Here is a 20,773-nt window from a genome sequence, read left to right as displayed (position 1 = left end):
GGGGCAAGCCCTCCCCCTCCGGGAAACGGGCGAGGACCATGGGGGCCCTGAGGATGTCCTCGTGGAGCCAGGCGTCCACCACCACCGCCGTGTGCAGGAGAAGGGCCTTCACGCTCCTGAGCCTTTTCCGCACCAGGGGCCTTTCCAGGGCCTCTTCGGAAACCCCCTCCAGGGCCTCCCTGGACCAGAGGAGGTAGGCGCAAAACCCCTTTAGGTCCACGGGGGCCATCCTACCACCCAGGCGTAGTAGGGGGTTTCCACGAACTCCGGAGGGCCCTCCAGGTAAACCCGAAGCCCGGGGAAGGCCAGAGTCCCCCCTTCCCAGGCGAAGTCCAGGGGGTCCACCGGCATGGGGTAGTGGAGGACCCCGTGGCGGGGAAGGCCCAGGCGCAGGGCCTCGAGGGGGGAGACCTGGCCCACCAACAGGTAGCGGGCCCGCCTGGGCCCCCTTTCCGTGTAAAGGTCCACCTCGGCTCCCAGGTCCAGGAGGAAGGCTTTGCCCTTCACAAAAAGCCTAGCCCTATCCGTCCAGGTAGACATGGGGCCTTCCCCCAAGGTGGGCCACCCGGACCCCAGGGCCGTAGAGGCCTTGGAGGAGAGGCTCGGTGAGGACCGCCTCCGGCCTGCCCTGGGCCACCACCCGCCCGCCATGCACCACGGCCACCCGGTGGGCCAACGCCGCCTGGTTGGGGTCGTGGAGGACGGCAAGGACCCCGAGGCCCATCTCCGCCAGGCGCCTCAAGAGGGCTACCACCCCCACCTGGTGCTCCAGGTCCAAAAAGGTGGTGGGCTCGTCCAGGAGGAGGTACCTGGGCTTCGCCGCCAGGGCCCGGGCCAGGAGGACCCGCTGCCGCTCCCCGCCGGAAAGGGTCCCAAGAAGCCTCCCCCGGAGGTGGGCGGCCCCGGTGGCCTCGAGGGCCCAGGCCACCGCCTCCCCGTCCTCCTTCCCCTCCCGGCCCCAAAGCCCCAGGTGGGGAAGCCTTCCCAGGCGCACCACCTCCTCCACCAGAAGCCCCTCGGGGTAGGGCCCCCCTTGGGGGAGGTAGGCGAGGAGCCGCCCCCGCTCGTAGCTGCCGTAGGCCCTTAGGGGCTTCCCCTCCAGGAGCACTTCCCCCCTCTGAGGGCGGAGGAGGCCCGCCATCGCCCTAAGGAGGGTGGTCTTCCCCGCCCCGTTGGGCCCGAGGAGGGCGAGCCACTCCCCTGGCCTTAGGGCGAGGTCCACCCCCTTAAGGGCGTGGGGCCCCCAAAGCCCCCTGGCCTCAAGCCCAGCCACGCCGCCTCCACATGAGGTAAAGGAAGAAAGGCCCCCCGAGGAGGGTGGTCACCACGCCCACGGGAAGCTCCGCCGGCCGGGTGAGGGTGCGGGCCAGAAGGTCGGCCAGAGAAAGGAGAGCCGCTCCACCCAGGGCGCTGGCGGGAAGGAGGAGGCGGTAGTCCTCGCCGAGAAGGCGCCTTAGGGCGTGGGGGGCCACCAGGCCCACAAAGCCGATGATGCCCGCCTGGGCCACGGCGCCCGCCGTGAGGAGGCTGGCCGAGAGGAGCAGGGTGAGCTTTAACGCCTCCAGGGGCAGGCCCAGGCTCCTCGCCGTCTCCTCGCCCAGCTGGAGGGCGTTCAGGGCCCGGCCCAGAAGGAGGAGGGGGGGCAGGGTCAGCAGGAAGATGAGGGCCAGGACCCGCACCGAGGGCCAGCCCAGAAAGGCCAGGTTCCCCAGGGTGTAGGCGAAGACCGCCCGCACCCGGTCGGCGTCCTGCATCATCAGGTAGGTGGTGGCCCCGGTGAGGACGCTCCCCACCACCACCCCCGCCAGCACCAGCTCGTGGGTGCGGGCCACTCCCCCGGCCAGGACCAGGGTGAGGAGGGTGGCGAGAAGGGCCCCCAAAAAGCCGAAGAAGGTGGCGGAAAGGGGCAGGTGCTGGAAGACGGCGTGCTGGGCGAAGGCGGGGGAAAGCCCCCCCAAAAGGGCGGCGAAGAGGGTCACGGCGAAGGCCGCCCCCGAGGCGGAACCCATCAGGTAGGGGTCGGCCAAAGGGTTGCGAAAAAGCCCCTGAAAGGCCGCCCCCGCCACCCCAAGGGCGGCCCCCACCAGCATCCCCCCCAGGACCCGGGGCAGGCGGAGCTGGGTGACGATGGGGTTCTCCTCCCACCCAAGAAGGGCCCGCACCACCTCCCCCGGGGAGAGGGCCACCGCCCCCAGGGCCACCCCCAGGACCAAGGCCAGGAGGAGCAGGAAGAGGAGCCAGGCGAAGACCAGGCTCCGCCTGAGGGCCAGGGGCAGGGCAAGGGTCATGGCTTGTGGAAGCAGTCCACCAAAAGCCTCAGGCCCTGGGCCACCCGGGGGCCGGGGCGGGAGAGGAGGCTGTCCTCCCCGCCCGTGTAGACGCAGATCCGCCCCTGGCGCACGGCGGCGATGCGGTCCCAGCCCGGCCGCTTGCGGATGGTCTCCAAGGCGCCCGGGTAGGTGGCCACGATCACCTCGGGGTTTTTCTCCAGGACGAACTCCGGGCTGATCTTGGGGAAGAGGCCCAGCTCCTTGGGGACGATGTTGACCCCCCGGGCCTTGGCGATGAGGACCCCGATGAAGCTCTCGGGACCCACGGTGTAGGGCGTGGGGTCAATCTCGTAGTAGACCCGGGGGCGGCCCTTGGCCTTGGCCGCCCGGGCCTCTTCCCCGTAGACCTCCTTCTGGATCTGGGCCACCAGCCGCTCGGCCTCGGAGGAAAGCCCAAGCAGCCTCCCCAAGGCGCGGACCGTCTTGAAGATGTCCTCGTAGGTCTCGGTCCGGACGGCGTAGACGGTGAGGCCCGCCCGCTCCAGGGTCTCGTAGAGCTTGCCGTACTTGGAGACCAGGACCAGGTCGGGCTTCAGGCTCACGATCAGCTCGGGGTTGGGGTTGTAAAGCCCCCCGGCCTTGGGCAGGCGCTTCACGCTTTCGGGCCAGTCGGAGTAGTCGTCGGTGGCCACGATCCGGTCGCAGGCCCCCAGGGCGCAGACCGTCTCCGTCACCGAGGGGAGCATGGTGACGATCCGCTTGGGCGGGGCCTTGAGGGTGACGGTACGCCCCAGGTCGTCGGTGACCGTGAGGGGAAAGGCCAGGGCCAAAGCCAAAAGGACCGAAAGGAACGCCAGCACTCGCTTCATGCCTACCTCCCTAAGGCCGCTAGGGCCAGGTCCAGGGGAGGTAGGGAAAAGCCCCTGCCGGGAGGCAGGGGCTAAAGGCAAAAGGCCGTTCGCCCCCACTTCTCCCCCATCCGCGTGAGGTGCCCGCCTCGGGGAAAGGCGGGCGGCCCTGGCAGGCATTCGGGCTTCCGGTCTGCGTTGAAGGGCACGAAGCGGGACCGGTTACCGTTGCGGGACAGCGCCGGACTTGCACCGGACTTCCCCACTTTAAGCCTGGACTACGCGCCCAGGCACCAGGGCATACGGGACCTGGCTTTGGGGCCCTAGCGGGCCTTGCCCCAAGGCTACGCCCTGCCCCCATACCTTGACAAGGGGTAGGCGGAGGGAGTTAAGTGGGTACCGAGGAACCAGCGCCGCTAACCCAGCGCTTTAAAGTGACCTGGTCCCTCGGGTGCGTTGGCCGGCTTGCGGGCCGAAAGTCCGCGGCACAAGAGGAGGTGGAGGTTATGAAAAGGTGGCTTCTGGCGGTAGGCGTGGCCCTGGGACTCGGCGCCCTGGCCCAGACGGGCAAACTGGAGATCTTCTCCTGGTGGGCGGGGGACGAGGGCCCGGCCCTCGAGGCCCTCATCAAGCTCTACAAGCAAAAGTACCCCGGGGTGGAGGTCATCAACGCCACCGTGACCGGCGGGGCGGGGGGTAACGCCAAGGCGGTCCTCAAGACCCGGATGCTGGGCGGCAACCCCCCCGACACCTTCCAGGTCCACGCCGGGATGGAGCTGATCGGCACCTGGGTGGTGGCGGACCGCATGGAGGACCTCACCCCCCTCTTCCGGCAGGAGGGCTGGCTCAAGGCCTTCCCCAAAGGACTTCTGGACCTCATCTCCTACAAGGGGGGCATCTGGAGCGTTCCGGTCAACATCCACCGCTCCAACGTCATGTGGTACATGCCCGCCAAGCTCAAGGAGTGGGGGGTCACCCCGCCCAAGACCTGGGCCGAGTTCCTGGCCACCTGCCAGACCCTTAAGAAGAAGGGCCTCGAGGCCCCCCTGGCCCTGGGGGAGAACTGGACCCAGCAGCACCTCTGGGAGAGCGTGGCCCTGGGTATCCTGGGCCCCGAGGGCTGGAACAACCTCTGGAACGGCAAGCTGAAGTTCACCGATCCCAAGGCCGTGGCCGTCTGGGAAACCTTCGGCAAGGTGCTGGACTGCGCCAACAAGGACGCCGCCGGCCTCTCCTGGCAGCAGGCCGTGGACCGGGTGGTCCAGGGCCAGGCCGCCTTCAACGTCATGGGGGACTGGGCGGCGGGCTACATGAGCACCACCCTGAAGCTGAAGCCCGGCACCGACTTCGCCTGGGCCCCTTCCCCCGGTACCTCCGGGGTCTTCATGATGCTCTCCGACTCCTTCGGCCTGCCTAAGGGGGCCAAGAACCGGCAGAACGCCATCAACTGGCTGAAGCTGGTGGGCTCCAAAGAGGGCCAGGACACCTTCAACCCCTTGAAGGGCTCCATCGCCGCCAGGCTGGACTCCGACCCCGCCAAGTACAACGCCTACGGCCAGTCCGCCATGAAGGACTGGCAGTCTAATCGCATCGTGGGCTCCCTGGTCCACGGGGCCGTGGCCCCCGAGAGCTTCATGAGCCAGTTCGGCACGGTGATGGAAATCTTCCTCCAGAGCAAGAATCCGCAGGCCGCGGCCAACGCGGCCCAAGCCATCGCCAACCAGGTGGGGCTCGGGCGCTAGCTCCCAAAAGCCCGTGGGGGCCCCCGGCCCCCGCGGGTTTCTTGGAGGAACCATGCGCGACCGGATCGCGGCTTTTTTGGTCCTGTTCCCCTCCTTGGTGGCCGTGGGGATTTTCGTCTACGGCTTCATCGGGCAGAACCTCTGGGTCTCCCTGACCGACTGGGGAAAGGACCCGGCCCAGGCCCTGGCCCTCCACCCCCAGCTCCGCTTCCTGGGCTTGGAAAACTACCGGGAGCTTTTCACCGGATTCGTGGACGTGCGCTTCCGGCAAAGCGTCGTCAACCTCATCTTCTTCACGGTCTTCTTCATGGCGGGAAGCCTGGGCCTGGGCTTCCTCCTGGCCTTGGCCCTGGACCGGGCCCCCAAGGGGGAGGGGTTTTTCCGCACGGTCTTTCTCTTCCCCATGGCCCTCTCCTTTGTGGTGACCGGGACCATCTGGCGCTGGCTTCTCCAGCCCCAGGGCGGCGTCAACGTCCTGCCCACACTCTTCGGCCTGCCCCCCCTCTCCTTCCCCTGGCTCACCACCCGGGAGCAGGTGTTCGTCTTTGACTGGAACCACCTCCCCTTCTTCACCGCCCTGGTAGTGGGGGGCCTTCTCCTCTACGTGGCCCTTAAGGCCCGCGGGGAGGGGGAGAGAAGGCGCTTTCTCTGGGGCCTGGCCTCGGGAGGGGTCCTTCTCCTCTGGGCCTTCACCCTGGGCCAGCGGGTCCAGCTCCTCCCCTACCCCGAACCCCACGGCTTCAGCCTAGCCCTGATCGGGGTCATCCTGGCGGCCGTGTGGCAGATGTCCGGCTACACCATGGCCCTCTACCTGGCGGGCCTCAGGGGGATCCCGGTGGAGGTCATTGAGGCCGCCAAGGTGGACGGGGCCAGCGAGTGGCAGCTCCTTCGCCGCGTGATCCTCCCCATGCTGGCCCCCATCACCCTCTCGGCCATGATCGTCCTGGGGCACATCGCCCTGAAGATCTTTGACCTCATCTTCGCCATGGCCGGCCTAGACTACGCCCCCACCGACGTGCCCGCCATTTACATGTACTTGCTGGCCTTCCGAGGCAACCAGTTCGCCAAGGGCGCGGCCATCGGCATCCTGCTCCTCCTCCTGGTGGCGGTAGTGGTGATCCCTTACCTGGCAAGTCAGCTGAAAAAGGAGGTGCGGCGCTGATGGGCCGTGTACTGCTTTACGCCTTCCTTGTCCTGGTCACGCTGTTCTTCCTCCTTCCCGTCTACCTGGTCCTCCTCACCGCCCTGAAGGAGCCCGCCAAGATCACCCTGGACACCGTCTGGCGCTGGCCCGACCCCGTCTACTGGGAAAGCTTCCGCATCGCCTGGGAGGCCTTCCGGCCCAAGTTCCAAAACAGCCTGGTGCTGGCCACCTACGCCACCCTCCTCTCGGCCCTGGTGGGGGCCCTGAACGGCTACGTCCTGGCCAAGTGGCCCTTTAGGGGATCCAACCTCCTCTTCGCCCTCATGCTCTTCGGGATGTTCATCCCCTACCAGAGCATCCTCATCCCCCTTTTCCAGTTTGTGAAGGCTATCGGGCTTTATGGATCCCTCTGGGGCCTGGTCCTGGTGCACGTGGTCTACGGTATCCCCATCGTCACCCTTATCTTCAAGAACTATTACAGTGAGATCCCCGATGAGCTCGTGGAGGCGGCCCGCATAGACGGGGCCGGTTTCTTCGGGGTCTTCCGCCACGTGATCCTGCCCCTTTCCGCCCCCGCCTTCGTGGTGGTGGCCATCTGGCAGTTCACGCAGATCTGGAATGAGTTTCTTTTCGCCGTGACCCTCACCCGGCCCGAGAGCCAGCCCATCACCGTGGCCCTAGCCCAGTTGGCGGGAGGCGAGGCGGTGAAGTGGAACCTGCCCATGGCCGGGGCCATCCTGGCGGCCTTGCCCACGCTCTTGGTCTACATATTCCTGGGACGCTACTTCTTGCGAGGCCTCCTGGCGGGCTCAGTAAAGGGATAAACTGAGCCTATGCGCGCTTGGGTGCAGGAAAGGTTAGAAGGGCCCATGGTCTTGAAGGAGGCGCCGGAGCCGGTGCCGGGCCCGGGGGAGGTCCTTTTGGAGGTGGAGGCGGTGGGGCTCAACTTCGCCGACCACCTCATGCGGCTCGGGGGGTACCTGACCCGGGTCCGCCCCCCCTTCACCCCGGGGATGGAGGCCGTGGGGAGGGTGGGGGGAAGGCGGTACGCGGCCCTGATGCCCTATGGGGCGCTGGCGGAGCGGGTGGCCGTGCCGGAGGAGGCCCTTCTTCCCCTTCCCGAAGCCCTCTCCTGGGAGGAGGCCGCCGCCTTTCCCGTCTCCTTCCTCACCGCCTACCTGGCCCTCGTGCGGGCCCAGGCCAGGCCCGGGGAGTGGGTCCTGGTCCAGGCGGCGGCGGGGGCCTTGGGCACGGCGGCGGTGCAGGTGGCCAAGGCCCTGGGGCTTAGGGTGCTGGGAGCGGCCTCGAGGCCGGAAAAGCTCCCCCTGGTCCAGGCCCTGGGGGCGGACGCCCTCGCCACCTACGAGGCCCTTCCGGAGAAGGTGCGGGAACTGGGGGGCGTGGACCTCGTCCTAGAGGTGCGGGGCAAGGCGGTGGAGGAAAGCCTGGACTTCCTCAAGGCCAGGGGCCGCCTGGTCTACATCGGGGCCGCCGAGGGGGAGGTGGCCCCCATCAACCCCCTCCGCCTCATGCGCAAAAACCTGGCGGTGCTGGGCTTCTGGCTGGCCCCCCTCCTCCGGGAAAGGCCCCTTCTGGAGGAGGCCCTGGGCTTCCTCCTCCCCCGCCTGGGCCGGGAGATGCGGCCCGTGGTGGGGGCCGTCTTCCCCTTCGCCGAGGCCGAGGCCGCCTTCCAGGCCCTTCTGGACCGGGGCCACACCGGCAAGATCGTGGTCCGCCTCTAAATGCCCCGCCGCGGCTTTTGCCACGGCGGAGGCTCCAAGCGCATCTAAGTACCCCGCCGCGGCAAAAACCACGGTGGGGGCCCCAGAAAAACCCTTAGCCCCGGTTTGGGCACCCCATGTTGCGAAACCAAAGTGCGGGTACTTAGAGGCTGTCGTAAAAGTCCTCCAGGGGCAGTTACGCGGCCCTGGCTAGCCGCTTCACCAACAATCGTAGCATGCCCAGATAGACCCAGGCCTCGCTTACCCGAGGGTTCTCCTCATAGTCCTTGGCAAGACGCCGGTTCCGCCCCAGCCAGGCAAAGGTCCTCTCCACCACCCACCGCTTAGGTAAAGGCTTGAACCCACGCTCCCGCGGAATCTCCGGCACCTCCGCCCCCTCCCGCACCCAGACCCCCCGTACCCCCTTCCGGACCCGGCCAAGCCCCCGCACCTGGAAGGTCTCAATCCCGGTCCCGGCGGACCAGGGCTTGCACCGCTTTCTCCCACACCCCCTCCTTCTGCCACTGGCGAAAGTAGTGGTAGACGGTGGACCAGTGGGGCAGGTCATGGGGCATGGCTCGCCAGGGGATGCCGTTCTTCAGGACGTAAAGGATGGCGTTCATGATCTCTCTTCTGGACACCTTGGCGGGCCGGCCGCCGGGCTTGGGGGCGGGAATGAGGGGCTCCAGGAGGGCCCACTCCTCGTCGGTTAGGTCGCTGGGGTAACATCGTCTAAAAGGCACCCTTCAAGGATACCACCCTTTTACGACAGCCTCTAAGCCTTGCGAACAAAGGGGTAGACGGCCACTTATACCCTTGTTTCGGAACCTTTTGCCGGGGCCCCCATGCTGGCTTGCGCCAACATGAGGTGGTATTAGGGTAGCCCCAGGTGGGCCCGCACCGCCGCCAGGTCAAAGAGGGCGTGGCCCACGCTTTTAAAGAGGACGAACTCCCCTTCCGCCCGCCGCCCCAAAAGGGCTTCCTTTAGGGGGATGGCGGGCCTCTTTACCCCCTGAAGCTCCCCGGCCTCCAGGAGGGCGTCCTCCGTGTCCACGTAGAGGGCGGCCCGCTCCACCAGGGCCTTCGGCACCTCCCGCATCTCCGGGCGGTAGGCGCCCACCGCCGCCAGAAAGACCCCGGGGGGCACCCTCTCGGGAAGGACCGGGGTGGGGCTAGGGGTAGCGGTGACGAGGAAGGCCACGTCCTCCGGGACCTCCTCCCCCGTCCACTCCAGGGCCTCGAGGCCCATCGCCCTGGCCTTTCGCAGAAGGGCCTCCACCCTTGCCCTCCCCCTCCCCCGCACGTAGACCCGGCTCAGGGGAAAGGCCTCGAGGAAGGCCTCCAGATGGGCCTCCCCCTGGGCCCCGGGGCCCACGATGAGGAGGGCCCCCGCTTTCCTCGGGGCCAGGACCTGGGCCGCGAGAAGGGAGAGGGCGGCGGTGCGCCTTTTCGTGATCTCCTCTCCGGGGAGGTGGAAGACCTCCCCCGTAGAGAAGCGCCTGGCCCAGACCTCCGCCCGGACCATGGGGTCTTGTCCCTCCTGCACCGTGACCAGCTTGCAGACCGCCACCTCCTCGTCGGCCGCCGGCATCACCAGAAAGGCCCCGCCGGGGATGGGGAGGACCTGGCGCCTCGGGGCCACCCCGCCCCTCAGGAGGACGCCCCGGATGGCCTCGGCCAAAGCCCTATAGCCTCCCATGCCTCTAGAATGCCCCACATGGAAGCCCTCCTCAACACCGTCTTCCCCGTGGCCCTGGTGGTCTTCTCGGGCTACCTTTTGGGCCGGCGGATGGCCATGGACCTCCCCACCCTCTCCCGCCTCACCGTCTACCTCCTGGTGCCCGCCCTCATCTTTGACGCCATGTACCGGGCCCAGTTCTCCCGGGAAGGGCTTTTGGGCCTCACCCTGGGCTTCCTCCTCACCTACCTGGGTCTTTACCTCTTCGTGGCCCTCCTGGGCCGCCTCCTTAGGGAGAGCCCCGAGGCGGCCAAGAGCCTGGCCCTCGCTGCCCTCTTCCCCAACTCCGGCAACATGGGGCTTTCCCTCACCTACTTCGCCCTGGGGGAGGTGGGGCTTGGGCTGGCCGTGGTCTACTTCATCCTCTCCAGCGTCCTCATGTTCGGCCTGGGACCCGCCTTCATCCGGGGGGGAGGGGTCCTCGAGGGCCTCCGCTTCACCCTGCGCCTGCCCCTCTTTTACGCCCTCGTCCTGGGCCTCCTCTTCCGGGGCCTGGGGGTGGTCTTCCCCTTCCGCCTGGAGGAGGGGGTGCGCCTCATGGGCCAGGCCGCCATCCCCGTCCTCCTCCTCACCCTGGGGACGCAGATGGCCCAAACCCCCTTCCGGCTCGGAGCCTTTGAGCTTTGGGCGAGCGGCCTACGGCTCCTCGTGGCCCCCCTTTTCGCCTATCTGGCGGGGCTTCTCCTCGGCCTCCCCCGGCTGGAGCACCAGGTCCTGGTGCTCCAGTCCGCCACCCCCATCGCCGTCAACGCCTTCTTGCTCTCCCGGGAGTTTGGCAAGGACGCGGCCCGCATAGGGCGAAGCGTGGTGGTCTCCACCTTCTTGGCCTTCCTAACGGTTCCCCTGATCCTCTTCCTCATCGGGGTCCGGTAGAAGGGGCGTGCCCAGGTCCAGCTGGAAAAGAACCCCTCCCGCCCAAAGCCCCACCAGGCGGTGGTAGCCTTCCTTCAGGGGAAAGCGGGCCTCCTGGACCCCAGGGCCCTCCAGGAAAAGGGCCTTCTCCAGGAGGAGATCCCCCTCCCGGTACCACTTCAGGTGCAGGTACCCGGGCCCGGGAAGCCGCTCCACCCTCAGGACCAGCCTGGCCTCCTCCCCATCCTTGAGGAGACGCGCCACCACAAAAGGCCTCTCCGGGAGCGGGGGCCTTCCCGGGTCCAGGGGCAAAAAGGTGTAGCGGCAGGCGGAAAGGAGAAGGAGGAGAAGAAGAAGCCCCCTCACCGCCCCTCCCCGGCGGTCACTATGGCCAAAAGGGCAGTAGCCGCCGTCTCCGCCCTGAGGATCCGCCGCCCCAGGCTCACCGGGGCGAAGCCCCGCTCCTCAAGGAGGGCCACCTCCTCCTCGGCGAAGCCCCCTTCCGGCCCCACGGCCAAGGAGAGATTCCGGTTCGGGTCCAGGACCTCCCGCACCAAAGCCCTCGCTCCCACGTGGGCCACGAGGCCCTGCTCCACCTCTGGCACCGCCTTCAGGGGGATGGGGGAGAGGACCTCGGGCACCCGAAGCCTCCCCGACTGCTTGGCCGCCTCCTTGGCGATGGCCTTTAGCCGCCTTAGCTTCCCCTCCCCCATCTCCTTGGGCACACTGTGGCGGGTGATGAGGGGCTGGATCCTGGTGGCCCCGAGTTCCGTGGCCGCCCGCACCACCTCGGAAAGCTTGTCCCCCTTGAGGAGGGCCACGTAGAGGACCACCTCCACCCCCACCTCTCGCTCGGGCCTCCTCTCCTCCAGGATGCGGTAGCGGACCGGGGGGCCCAGGTCCACCACCTCGGCCAGGGCCTCGCGGCTTTCGTCAAAGACGGTGAAGCGGTCCCCCACCCCGGCCCTCAGCACCTCCACCAGGTGGCGGCCCTCCTCCAGGGGGAGGAGGCCGGTGAGGCCGGGGCTATAGGCGCGGTGGGGGCGCACCCTCACCTCCTGTAGGCTAGGAGGACCCACTCCCCCTCGGCCGCCTCCTCCAGGGGGGTGAGGCCCGCCATGGCCTCCCGCACCAGGGGGGCCTTCTCCTCGAGGATGCCCGTGAGGAGAAGCCGCCCCCCGGGGGCGAGGGCCTCCCGGTAAAGGGGGGCGAGCTCGGCGTGGAGCTCGGCGAAGAGGTTGGCCACCACGAGGCCGAAGGGGGCCAGGGGCAGGGCGGCCTCGAGGCTCCCCAGGAGAAACTGGGGATAGACCCCGTTTCTTCTGGCGTTGGCCTCGGCCTGGGGGAGGACGCTTGGGTCCACGTCCACCCCCAGGGCCTTCCCCCCAAGCTTCTCGGCGGCGATGGCCAGGATGCCGCTTCCCGTGCCCACGTCCAGGACCCTTTCCCCGGGGGAAAGGTGCCGGGCCAGGGCCATGAGGGCGAGGCGCGTGGTCTCGTGGTGCCCGGTGCCGAAGGCCATGCCGGGCTCAATGACCAGGGGAATCCCCTCCCCCTCCCAGGCGTGCCAGGGGGCGAGGACCACGAAGGGCGGGGCCAGGGCGGGCTTCAGGTCCCGCCGCCAGGCCTCCATCCAGTCCTCGTCGGGAAGCTCTTCCCATTCCCCGCCAAAGGGCAAGTCCGTTCTGGCCGGAAAGTAGGCCAGGATCTCCCCTTCCCCCTCCAGGATCCCCCGGGCCCCCCGGTCAAAAAGCTCGGGGATGAGGGCGTCCAGCTCCAGGGGCGTGCCCTTCAGGCGGTAAACCCACACCCCGTCATTCTACCCGGTAGCGGCAACAGCTTCCCCCCTCGGCGATCCGCTCCTCCCGCACCAGGGGCAGGCCCAGAAGCTCCTGGTAGGCCAGAAGCTCCCCCTGGCACAAGGCCTCGTGCTCCCGGGAGAGGGCCAGCTTGGGGCAGCGCCGCTGGCAGAGGTAAAGGCGCCCTTCCTCCTCCACCACCTCCGCCTCGTACCCCTCCTCGTTGAGGCGCCGGGCCAGCCGGGTGAGCTTTTCCTTCGGGGGAAGGCCCCTCAGGTCCAGGGGAGCCAGGCGGACCAGGTTCCGCTGGGCCAAAAAGGCCACCACCCCCTCCTTGCCCAAGGCCTTCTCCAGCCCCTGCAGGACGTCCCGGCAGAGGAGGGCGTAGGGGCTCTCCCCGTCCTGGGCCCGGTAGAGGCGGTAGGGGCGGCCCCGGCCCGAGCAGCGCCGCACCTCGGAGCGCACCAGGCCCCGGGCCTCCAGGTCCTGGAGGTGCTTGCCCACGGCGGCCCGGCTCAGGCCCAGGGCCTCGGCCACCTCCTTGGCGGTGAGGGGCCGGGCCCTGAGGAGCTCCAGAACCTTTTCCTTGGTGCCTTCCAGAAGGAGGGCCATTCTAGGCCATGGGCAGGGAGATGAAGGCCTGGACGCTTAGGGCGGCGGCGAGCTCCCTGGCCGCCCTTATGAAGGCCTGGGCCTCGAGGCCCTCGGGGTCAGCGGCCACGATGGGGAGCCCTTTGTCCCCGCTTTCCCGAAGGGAAAGGGTGAGGGGAACCTCGCCCAGGAAGCGGGTCTTGAGCCTCTCGGCAAGCCGCCTTCCGCCCCCCTCCCCGAAGATGGGGGTGGGCTTGCCGCAGTGGGGGCAGAGGAAGGCGCTCATGTTCTCCAGGACCCCCAGAACGGGCACCTGGACCTTCTTAAACATGTCGGCGGCCCGCTCGGCGTCCATGAGGGCCACCTCCTGGGGCGTGGTGACGATGACCCCGCCCGAGACCCGGGTGAGCTGGGTCAGGGAAAGCTGCACGTCCCCGGTCCCCGGGGGGAGGTCCACCACCAGGTAGTCCAGCTCCCCCCAGTTCACGTCCTCCAGAAACTGCTTGATGGTGCCGTGGAGGATGGGACCCCGCCAGATCATGGCTTGCCCCGGGGGGACGATGTTGGCGATGGAGAGGACCTTGATGCCGTGGGCCTCCAGGGGGAGGATTTTGCGGTTTCCGTCCACCTTGAGCCTCTCCCCCTCGAGGCCCAGCATCTTGGCCTGGCTCGGGCCGTAGAGGTCGGCGTCCAGAAGGCCCACCCGGGCGCCCTCGCGGCTCAGGGCCAGGGCCAGGTTGGCGGCCACGGTGCTCTTCCCCACCCCGCCCTTGCCCGAGCCCACCGCCACCACGTGCTTGACCCCGGGGATGGGGTACTGCTCGGGAGGGCGCACCCCGCCGCCAAAGCGCACCCGCACCTCCTCCAGGCCCAGAGGCGAAAGGGCCCGCCGGATGTCGGCCTCAATCTGGCCCTTTAGGGGACAGGCCGGGGTGGTGAGGTGGATGAGGAGGTCCGCCTTATTCCCTTCCAGGCGGATCTCCCCCACCATGCCCAAGGAGACCAGGTCTTTGCCCAGCTCGGGGTCCATGACCCCCCTCAGGGCCTCGAGGACCCGCTCTTCGGAAAGCGCCATACCGGGCCTAGGCTATACCAGGGCGAAGTTTTGGGCAAGGCGCGGCCTCACACTTATACTCCTAGCGTGTACCCCGAGTGGCAGAAGAAGCGCTTTTACGAGCTCCACCTGGCCTGGCTGGTCCAGGGGCCCAGGGGCCTGGAGCTCCTTTTTAAGGTGAACCCCTACAGCCTCTACCCCACGCGGGAGGAGGCCCTGGAGGCGGCGAAAGCCCTCCTCAAAGGCAGGCTGGACCAGGACCCCAGGGTGGGCCAGGGAAAAGCCCCCATCCTCCTCTCCGAAGAGGACCGGGCCCGCTTTCTCGTCCTTCTGGAAAGCGGGAAGGCCCTCCTGCCCCTGGACCGCTACGCCCTTTTGGGGGAGGTGGCCGAGGTGGAGGAACGCCTCCTCCACAAGGCCCCCTTCCAGGACCCCACCAACGTCCTCCAAAGCCTTAAGGGCCTCCCCGTCCGCCTCCTCCTCACCCCCTTGAACGACCCCGAAGGGGAAAGCCAAAAGTTGGCCCAGGGGCCTTTGGAGGTCCTCCCCGAGGGCATCCGCGTGGGGGATTTTTTCCTTCCCATCCCGCCCGAGACCCCCGTTGAGGGCCTGGCCTACGAGGAGGCCTTCTTCCATCTGGGAGACGGCCGCTACTACCTCTACGCCCTCTCCAGCTCCACGTCTTCGTAGAGGGCGTGGAGGTCCAAGGGGGCATCCACGCAGGGCAGAAACACCTGGCCCTCGGTGTGGATCCCATGCCCCTCCACCAGCTCGTGGCGCTCGGGGCTTTGGGCCTCCCACTCCAGGTAGGCCTCGAGGCTCAAGGGCCGAGGCTGGGCCGCTTCGCCCATGGTAGCCCCATCCTAGCGCTCCCGGGTAAAGTGATGGGTAGCATGGACCTACCCAAGGCCTACGACCCCAAGTCCGTGGAACCCAAGTGGGCCAAGAAGTGGGCGGAAAACCCCTTCGTGGCCAACCCCAAAAGCAGCAAGCCCCCCTTCGTCATCTTCATGCCGCCCCCCAACGTCACGGGGAGCCTGCACATGGGCCACGCCCTGGACAACTCCCTGCAGGACGCCCTCATCCGCTACAAGCGCATGCGGGGGTTTGAGGCGGTCTGGCTCCCCGGCACCGATCACGCCGGCATCGCCACCCAGGTGGTGGTGGAAAGGCTCCTCTTAAAAGAGGGCAAGACCCGGCACGACCTGGGGCGGGAAGAGTTCCTGAAGCGAGTCTGGCAGTGGAAGGAGGCGTCCGGGGGGACCATCCTCCGGCAGCTTAAGCGCCTGGGAGCCAGCGCCGACTGGAGCCGGGAGGCCTTCACCATGGACGAAGCCCGCTCCCGGGCGGTGCGCTACGCCTTCAGCCGCTACTACCACGAGGGCCTGGCCTACCGGGCCCCCAGGCTCGTCAACTGGTGCCCCCGGTGCGAGACCACCCTCTCGGACCTGGAGGTGGAGACCGAACCCACCCCGGGCAAGCTCTACACCCTCCGCTACGAGGTGGAAGGGGGCGGGTACATAGAGATCGCCACCGTCCGCCCCGAGACCGTCTTCGCCGACCAGGCCATCGCCGTCCACCCCGAGGACGAGCGCTACCAGGCGTTCATCGGCAAGAAGGCCCGGATCCCCCTCACCGACATCTGGATCCCCATCCTGGCCGACCCCGCCGTGGAGCGGGAGTTCGGCACCGGGGCCCTGAAGGTGACCCCCGCCCACGACCCCCTGGACTACGAGATCGGGGAAAGGCATGGCCTCACGCCCGTCTCCGTCATCAACCTCGAGGGCCGGATGGAGGGGGAGAGGGTGCCCGAGCCCTTGAGGGGGCTTGACCGCTTTGAGGCCCGCAAAAAGGCGGTGGCCCTCTTCCAGGAGGCGGGCCACCTGGTGAAGGAAGAGGACTACACCATCGCCCTCGCCACCTGCTCCCGCTGCGGCACCCCCTTGGAATACGCCATCTTCCCCCAGTGGTGGCTCAGGATGAAGCCCCTGGCGGAGGAGGTCCTAAAGGGCCTGGAGCGGGACGAGATCGCCTTCGTCCCCGAGAGGTGGAAGAAGGTCAACATGGACTGGCTTAGGAACGTCCGGGACTGGAACATCTCCCGCCAGCTCTGGTGGGGGCACCAGATCCCCGCCTGGTACTGCCAGGACTGCGGGGCGGTCAACGTCCCCAAGCCGGAAAGCTACCTGGAAGACCCCACGGCCTGCGAGGCCTGCGGAAGCCAAAGCCTGAAGCGGGACGAGGACGTCTTTGACACCTGGTTCTCCTCGGCCCTCTGGCCCCTTTCCACCCTGGGCTGGCCTGAAAAGACCGAGGACCTGAAGGCCTTCTACCCCGGGGACGTCCTGGTGACGGGGTACGACATCCTCTTCCTCTGGGTCTCCCGCATGGAGGTCTCCGGCTACCACTTCATGGGGGAAAGGCCCTTCAAGACCGTCCTCCTCCACGGCCTGGTCCTGGACGAGAAGGGCCAGAAGATGTCCAAGTCCAAGGGGAACGTCATTGACCCCCTGGAGATGGTGGAGCGCTACGGCGCCGACGCCCTCCGCTTCGCCCTCACCTACCTGGCCACGGGGGGGCAGGACATAAGGCTGGACCTCCGCTGGCTGGAGATGGCCAGGAACTTCGCCAACAAGCTCTACAACGCCGCCCGCTTCGTCCTCCTCTCCCGGGAGGGCTTTAGCCCCAAGGAGGACGCCCCCACCCTGGCGGACCGCTTCATGAAAAGCCGCCTGGCCCGGGGCGTGGAGGAGATCACCGCTCTTTACGAGGCCCTGGACCTGGCCCAGGCCGCCCGGGAGGTCTACGAGCTCATCTGGAGCGAGTTCTGCGACTGGTACCTGGAGGCCTCCAAGCCCGCCCTGAAGGCTGGGAACGCCCACACCCTGAGGACTCTGGAGGAGAGCCTGGCCACCCTCCTCAAGCTCCTCCACCCCATCATGCCCTTCATCACCAGCGAGCTCTACCAGGCCCTGACGGGCAGGGAGGAGCTGGCCCTCGAGGCCTGGCCCGAGCCCGGCCCCCAGGACCCGGAGGCCGAGGCCCGGTTTGAGGTCCTCAAGCAGGCGGTGAGCGCCGTCAGGGCCCTGAAGGCGGAGGCGGGGCTTCCCCAGGGGGAGGAGGTCCGGGTCTATTTGGAGGGGGATGCCGCCTCCGTGGCGGAAAACCTCCCCGTCTTCCGCTTCCTGGCCCGGGCCGAGCTTCTAGAGGAGCGCCCGGAAAAGGCCCTGGTCAAGGCCATGCCCCGGGTGACGGTGAGGATGCCCTTAGAGGGCCTCCTTGACGTGGAGGAGTGGAAGCGCCGCCAGGAAAAACGCCTGAAGGAGCTTTTGGAGCTGGCGGAGAGGAGCCGGAAGAAGCTCGCCTCCCCCGGCTTCCGGGAAAAGGCCCCAAAGGAGGTGGTGGAGGCCGAGGAGGCGAGGCTAAAGGAGAACCTGGCCCAGGCGGACAGGATCCGGGAGGCCCTTAGCCAAATAGGGTGAGCCTGGGATCCTGAGCCCCGCCGGGGGCCTCGGCAATGGCCTCCACAAGGCGCAGGTTCACGGTGACGAAGGGGAAACGCTCCAAGGGCTCCAGGTCCACGATGGGCTTATCCGGGGTCAGGGCGTAGAGGTTGGCCTCGAGGAGGGTCTGGAAGGGCTTGGCCTGGGAGAGGAAGTCGGAAAGCCGCGCCCCCTTGGGTACCTGGAGCTCCCCCGCCAAGAGGTAGTCCCCGAAGAGGAAGGCCAGGCGGCGCCTCTCCAGAAGGCCGGGGCTGGTGCGGGGCTCGGAGGGCCTTCCCCCCGCCACCCACTGGATCCTCTCCTTCCTCAAGGCGAGAAACCCGGTGCTGGCCTTGAGCTCTCGGGCCTCGGGCGGGTGGCGAAAGCCCGGGGTGTAAACGAGGGCCCCGGTCACGGGCCGGTAGGCCCTTTCGGCGTTCAGGAGGTCGGCCGTGCCCGCCCCCGGCACCAGGTAGATGAGGCCATACACCCGGTAGGCCCGGGTGTAGACCCTCGCCTCATGGGCTTCCCGCGGCTGCTTGTACACTGTTCACCTCCCAATAGGCCAGAAGGGCCTCGCTGAAAAGGGGAGCGTGCCCCCTCTCGTAGGCCAGAAGGAGGCGGCGGGCGGTCAGGGATTTGAGCCTTTCTGCCGGCGTGGCCAGGATGGGGGGCGAGGCCAGCCGGGCCCGGGCCTCCCGGCCCAGGGCCACCTCCACCCGCTCCACGGCCACCGGGTTTGGGGGAAGGCCCAGCCAGATGGGGGCCTCCTCGGGAGGGAGGAGGCGGAAGCCCTTCTTTCGGGCGTATTCCAGGCCCTCCGGGTTGTCCCCGGGGATGTAGACCCCCTCCCCCATCCTGGCCCGGGCCAGGGCCTCTTCCAGCCTCAGGGGGAAGGCGAAGGCCGTGAGGCCCCCCTCTAGCTCCCCCGGCTCCCGCAGGTGGACCGCCTGGACCTCGTAGCTCACGCTCCCGCTCCAGGCGTTTTCCGTGAGGAGGCCCGCCACCTCCACCTCCCTGGGCACCGCAAGCCCCCCCATGCGCCAGGCCACCACCCGCACCCCCTGCAGGCGGAAGGCCAGATGCCGCCCCTCCCCCATGGTGCGGGCCTCCTCCGGGCTTCCCTGGAGGAGGAAAAGGGGCTCGGGGTTGCCCGCCCCGTAGGGCTTCAGGAGCTCCAGCTCCCGGTAGACCTGGGCCAGAAAGCCCGGGGCGGGGAGGGGGGCCAGGAGGGGGACCTCGAGCTCGGGCTCGGGGAAGCGAGCGGCGTATTCCAGAAGCCTTCTTTTCAGCTCGGGAAAGCGGGCCTCGTCCATGGCGAATCCCGCCGCCTCCTTATGCCCCCCAAAGCGCTTTAGGAGGTCCTCCACGCTCTTAAGGGCCTCCACGGCGCTTATGGGCGCAAGGCTCCGCACCGTGCCCTTCCCCTGGGCCACCAGGAAGACGGGCCTAAGGGTGGCCTCCAGAATGCGGCTCGCCACGATGCCCATGACCCCGGGGTGCCCCTCCTCGTCCCGAAGGACGATGGCCCTCTCCTCCGGGTCCACCTGGGGCAGGAGGCGGCGGAGCATGGCCTCCTCTATGGTCTGGCGGCGGGCGTTCAGCCGGTTAAGCTCCTCCACCAGCTCCCGCGCCTCCTCCTCGCTATCGGTGAGGAGGAGCTTGAGGGCCTTTTCCGCCTCCCCCAGGCGGCTCGCCGCGTTGATGCGTGGGGCGATGCGGAAGGCCACCTCGTCGGCCTGGCCCGTGTAGCCCACGGCCTGGGCCAGAAGCCTGAGGCCCACCCAGGCCGAGGTGGCCATACGGGCCAGGCCCTCCTTGGCCAGGGCCCGGTTCCAGCCCCACAAGGGGGCCACGTCGGCGATGGTGCCAAGAGCGGCCAGGTCGGCGTACTCCAGGGGAGGGGGCAGGCCAAGCCTCTCGTGAAGGGCAAAGAGGAGGAGGAAGGCCACCCCGGCCCCCGTGGGGTGCTCGCCCAGGCCCGGGGTGTAGGCGGGGTGGAGGACCACCCCGGGGGGCGGGGCTTCCTTGGGCGTGTGGTGGTCGGTGACCAGGACTTCCACCCCGTTTTCCACGAGCTCCTTAAGCTCGGCGTGGTTGGCGATGCCGCAGTCCACGGTGAGGAAGACCTCGGCGGCCTCGAGGTGCTCGGGCACCCTTTCCATGAGGACCCCGTAGCCCTCCTCGAGGCGGTGGGGGATGAAGGGGTGGACCCTGGCCCCCAAAGCGGTGAGGCCCCGCACCAGGATGGCCGTGCCCGTGAGGCCATCGGCATCGTAGTCCCCGTGGACGCGGATCCTCTTTCCCTCCCGTATGGCCTTCAGGAGGAGGTCCACGGCCTCTTCCAGGCCCTTTAGGGGAAGAAGGCGAAGGGGCGGGTCCAGGTCCTCCTTGCGCCGCACCCCCCGGTACCAGAGGGCCAGGGCCGCCTCAGGCCCCACCCCGAAGGCCTCCATGACCTCCCGCCACTCCGGAAGAGGAGGCAGGGAAAGGAGGCGCCAGCGGAGGCGGCTCATGCCTCGTCCCGGTCGGGGATCCTGGGGATCTCCTCTATCCTCTCCCGCTTCAGGGCGTTCACCTCCCCCTGAAGCCGCCTGATCTCCCGTACAAGCCGCCTCCTTTCCCTCACGCCCCCAAGCCAGAGGGCCAAGGCCCAAAGCCCCCCCATCAGGAGCCCCAAAGAGTAGGCCCCGGGCAGGAGGGCGTAAAGGGGAAGGGGCCCCAAGGGGGAGGGCACCTCCAAGAAGGGGTAGGCGTAGTAGAGGTACGCCCCCGCCCCCACCACGCCCAGGCTCACGAGAAGGAACACCCAGCCCAAAAGCTTCATACCACCTCCAGGGCCTCGGAAAGCCGGATTCGCCCCTCGTAAAGGGCTTTGCCCAGGATGGCCCCCTCCACGCCCAAGGCCTTCAGGCCTAGAAGGTCCTGAAGCCCGGCGATCCCACCCCCGGCGATCAGGGTGTGGGGCCAGGCCTCCCGGACCCGGGCCACGACCTCCAGGTCCAGGCCCATGAGGGTCCCATCCCGGCGCACATCGGTGTAGATGAGGGTGCGCACCCCCATGGCCGCCCACCGGGAAAGAAGGTCCAAGGCGGAGACGGAGGCCCTTTCCTGCCAGCCCGAGACCACCACCGATAGCCCCCTGGCGTCCAGGGCCACGGCCAGGCGCTCAGGGCCAGCCTCGGCCAGCATGGCCTCAAGGAGGTCCGGCTCCTTCACGGCCACCGTGCCCACCACCGCCCGGTCCGCCCCCAGGGCCAGGGCCTCGCGCAAGGCCTCCAGGCTCCGGATCCCCCCGGCCAGCTCAAAGGGGATCCTGAGGGCCTTGCGGATCGCTTCCACAGCCTCCCGGTTGTGGCCGGTGCCCAAAGCCCGGTCCAGGTCCACCAGGTGCAGGTAGCGCGCCCCCTCCTCCTGGAAGCGCAAGGCGGCCAGCACCGGGTCCCCGTAGGGGGTCTCCCGGGAAGGGTCCCCCTCCAGGAGGCGCACCGCCTGGCCGCCTTTTAGGTCCACGGCGGGGATCAGGAGCATG

At 68.4% G+C, this 20,773-nt stretch carries 24 protein-coding genes and 1 riboswitch; of the genes, 7 read left to right on the top strand and 17 right to left on the bottom strand.

The window, feature by feature from the left end; all coding sequences use genetic code 11:
* Positions 1-210: 210 nt before the first annotated feature.
* The 4 genes from BVI061214_RS08360 to BVI061214_RS08345 are packed head-to-tail and all read right to left on the bottom strand — an operon-like array spanning position 211 to position 3,139.
* A complete protein-coding gene (locus tag BVI061214_RS08360; protein ID WP_003048655.1) occupies positions 211-540 on the bottom strand; it encodes a hypothetical protein in 330 nt (109 codons plus the stop codon).
* On the bottom strand, positions 521-1,273 hold the full coding sequence (locus BVI061214_RS08355) for an ABC transporter ATP-binding protein (RefSeq protein WP_053768004.1): 753 nt from the start codon (positions 1,271-1,273) through the stop codon (positions 521-523). The genes BVI061214_RS08360 and BVI061214_RS08355 overlap by 20 nt, the downstream gene beginning before the upstream one ends.
* Positions 1,260-2,288, bottom strand: a complete 1,029-nt coding sequence (locus BVI061214_RS08350; protein WP_053768003.1) for a FecCD family ABC transporter permease — start codon at positions 2,286-2,288, stop codon at positions 1,260-1,262. The genes BVI061214_RS08355 and BVI061214_RS08350 overlap by 14 nt, the downstream gene beginning before the upstream one ends.
* Positions 2,285-3,139 (bottom strand): ABC transporter substrate-binding protein, encoded by an 855-nt coding sequence (locus BVI061214_RS08345; RefSeq protein ID WP_053768002.1) that lies wholly within the window; start codon positions 3,137-3,139, stop codon positions 2,285-2,287. Before BVI061214_RS08345 ends, BVI061214_RS08350 begins: the two co-directional genes overlap by 4 nt.
* 133 nt (positions 3,140-3,272) lie before the next feature.
* Positions 3,273-3,431, bottom strand: a riboswitch (cobalamin riboswitch).
* A gap of 193 nt (positions 3,432-3,624) precedes the next feature.
* On the opposite strand from BVI061214_RS08345, the gene BVI061214_RS08340 reads away from it, so the two are divergent.
* The 4 genes from BVI061214_RS08340 to BVI061214_RS08325 are packed head-to-tail and all read left to right on the top strand — an operon-like array spanning position 3,625 to position 7,746.
* On the top strand, positions 3,625-4,860 hold the full coding sequence (locus tag BVI061214_RS08340; RefSeq protein WP_053768001.1) for an ABC transporter substrate-binding protein: 1,236 nt from the start codon (positions 3,625-3,627) through the stop codon (positions 4,858-4,860).
* 52 nt (positions 4,861-4,912) lie between these two features.
* Positions 4,913-6,022, top strand: a complete 1,110-nt coding sequence (locus BVI061214_RS08335) for a carbohydrate ABC transporter permease (protein ID WP_053768000.1) — start codon at positions 4,913-4,915, stop codon at positions 6,020-6,022.
* On the top strand, positions 6,022-6,828 hold the full coding sequence (locus tag BVI061214_RS08330; RefSeq protein ID WP_053767999.1) for a carbohydrate ABC transporter permease: 807 nt from the start codon (positions 6,022-6,024) through the stop codon (positions 6,826-6,828). The genes BVI061214_RS08335 and BVI061214_RS08330 overlap by 1 nt, the downstream gene beginning before the upstream one ends.
* Positions 6,829-6,837: 9 nt before the next feature.
* The gene (locus tag BVI061214_RS08325) at positions 6,838-7,746 is read left to right on the top strand and encodes a zinc-binding dehydrogenase (protein WP_053767998.1); all 909 of its coding nucleotides are present in this window, start codon (positions 6,838-6,840) and stop codon (positions 7,744-7,746) included.
* 175 nt (positions 7,747-7,921) lie between these two features.
* On the opposite strand, the gene BVI061214_RS13825 is transcribed toward BVI061214_RS08325, so the two are convergent.
* From BVI061214_RS13825 to BVI061214_RS08310, 3 genes are all read right to left on the bottom strand, one after another.
* Positions 7,922-8,176, bottom strand: coding sequence for a transposase (locus BVI061214_RS13825; protein ID WP_428843225.1), 255 nt, complete (start codon positions 8,174-8,176; stop codon positions 7,922-7,924).
* Between the two features lie 10 nt (positions 8,177-8,186).
* Positions 8,187-8,468, bottom strand: a complete 282-nt coding sequence (locus BVI061214_RS13820) for an IS5 family transposase (RefSeq protein ID WP_082333137.1) — start codon at positions 8,466-8,468, stop codon at positions 8,187-8,189.
* Between the two features lie 131 nt (positions 8,469-8,599).
* Positions 8,600-9,424 (bottom strand): Rossmann-fold NAD(P)-binding domain-containing protein, encoded by an 825-nt coding sequence (locus BVI061214_RS08310; protein WP_053767997.1) that lies wholly within the window; start codon positions 9,422-9,424, stop codon positions 8,600-8,602.
* A 9-nt stretch (positions 9,425-9,433) separates the two neighbouring features.
* Here BVI061214_RS08310 and BVI061214_RS08305 point away from each other — a divergent pair, with 9 nt between their 5' ends.
* Positions 9,434-10,336 (top strand): AEC family transporter, encoded by a 903-nt coding sequence (locus tag BVI061214_RS08305; protein WP_211256781.1) that lies wholly within the window; start codon positions 9,434-9,436, stop codon positions 10,334-10,336.
* Here BVI061214_RS08305 and BVI061214_RS08300 read toward each other — a convergent pair.
* The 5 genes from BVI061214_RS08300 to BVI061214_RS08280 are packed head-to-tail and all read right to left on the bottom strand — an operon-like array spanning position 10,295 to position 13,780.
* On the bottom strand, positions 10,295-10,681 hold the full coding sequence (locus BVI061214_RS08300; protein ID WP_053767995.1) for a hypothetical protein: 387 nt from the start codon (positions 10,679-10,681) through the stop codon (positions 10,295-10,297). The two genes, BVI061214_RS08305 and BVI061214_RS08300, sit on opposite strands and share 42 nt — an antisense overlap.
* Positions 10,678-11,364, bottom strand: a complete 687-nt coding sequence (locus tag BVI061214_RS08295) for a 16S rRNA (uracil(1498)-N(3))-methyltransferase (protein WP_053767994.1) — start codon at positions 11,362-11,364, stop codon at positions 10,678-10,680. Before BVI061214_RS08295 ends, BVI061214_RS08300 begins: the two co-directional genes overlap by 4 nt.
* 2 nt (positions 11,365-11,366) lie before the next feature.
* On the bottom strand, positions 11,367-12,125 hold the full coding sequence (locus BVI061214_RS08290; RefSeq protein ID WP_053767993.1) for a 50S ribosomal protein L11 methyltransferase: 759 nt from the start codon (positions 12,123-12,125) through the stop codon (positions 11,367-11,369).
* Positions 12,126-12,129: 4 nt separating this feature from the next.
* A complete protein-coding gene (locus tag BVI061214_RS08285) occupies positions 12,130-12,726 on the bottom strand; it encodes a helix-turn-helix transcriptional regulator (RefSeq protein ID WP_053767992.1) in 597 nt (198 codons plus the stop codon).
* 1 nt (position 12,727) lies between these two features.
* Entirely contained in the window at positions 12,728-13,780 is a 1,053-nt protein-coding gene (locus BVI061214_RS08280; protein WP_053767991.1) for an Mrp/NBP35 family ATP-binding protein, read from the bottom strand.
* Positions 13,781-13,846: 66 nt separating this feature from the next.
* On the opposite strand from BVI061214_RS08280, the gene BVI061214_RS08275 reads away from it, so the two are divergent.
* Positions 13,847-14,449 carry a hypothetical protein gene (locus tag BVI061214_RS08275; RefSeq protein ID WP_053767990.1) on the top strand — a complete coding sequence of 201 codons (603 nt, stop codon included), beginning with the start codon at positions 13,847-13,849 and terminating at the stop codon, positions 14,447-14,449.
* Here BVI061214_RS08275 and BVI061214_RS13815 read toward each other — a convergent pair.
* Entirely contained in the window at positions 14,419-14,610 is a 192-nt protein-coding gene (locus BVI061214_RS13815) for a hypothetical protein (RefSeq protein WP_053767989.1), read from the bottom strand. The two genes, BVI061214_RS08275 and BVI061214_RS13815, sit on opposite strands and share 31 nt — an antisense overlap.
* 42 nt (positions 14,611-14,652) lie before the next feature.
* Here BVI061214_RS13815 and BVI061214_RS08265 point away from each other — a divergent pair, with 42 nt between their 5' ends.
* Entirely contained in the window at positions 14,653-17,241 is a 2,589-nt protein-coding gene (locus BVI061214_RS08265) for a valine--tRNA ligase (protein WP_053767988.1), read from the top strand.
* Here the strand turns inward: BVI061214_RS08265 and BVI061214_RS08260 are convergent.
* From BVI061214_RS08260 to hisA, 4 genes are read right to left on the bottom strand one after another with little or no spacing between them, the layout of a single operon-like run.
* Complete coding sequence (locus BVI061214_RS08260) at positions 17,225-17,788, bottom strand: DUF6812 domain-containing protein (protein ID WP_053767987.1); 564 nt, start codon at positions 17,786-17,788, stop codon at positions 17,225-17,227. The two genes, BVI061214_RS08265 and BVI061214_RS08260, sit on opposite strands and share 17 nt — an antisense overlap.
* Positions 17,760-19,757: a single-stranded-DNA-specific exonuclease RecJ gene (locus tag BVI061214_RS08255; RefSeq protein WP_053767986.1), complete on the bottom strand. Its 1,998-nt coding sequence runs from the start codon at positions 19,755-19,757 to the stop codon at positions 17,760-17,762. Before BVI061214_RS08255 ends, BVI061214_RS08260 begins: the two co-directional genes overlap by 29 nt.
* Entirely contained in the window at positions 19,754-20,068 is a 315-nt protein-coding gene (locus BVI061214_RS08250; protein WP_053767985.1) for a DUF1049 domain-containing protein, read from the bottom strand. The genes BVI061214_RS08255 and BVI061214_RS08250 overlap by 4 nt, the downstream gene beginning before the upstream one ends.
* Positions 20,065-20,772, bottom strand: a complete 708-nt coding sequence (gene hisA / locus BVI061214_RS08245) for a 1-(5-phosphoribosyl)-5-[(5-phosphoribosylamino)methylideneamino]imidazole-4-carboxamide isomerase (RefSeq protein WP_053767984.1) — start codon at positions 20,770-20,772, stop codon at positions 20,065-20,067. Before hisA ends, BVI061214_RS08250 begins: the two co-directional genes overlap by 4 nt.
* Position 20,773: the final 1 nt, after the last annotated feature.

Origin of the sequence: Thermus aquaticus, from assembly GCF_001280255.1 — a bacterium.
Taxonomy (GTDB): Bacteria; Deinococcota; Deinococci; order Deinococcales; family Thermaceae; genus Thermus; species Thermus aquaticus.
Note: the sequence above shows the minus strand (reverse complement) of the source record. Positions and strands in the feature narration are given on the sequence as shown.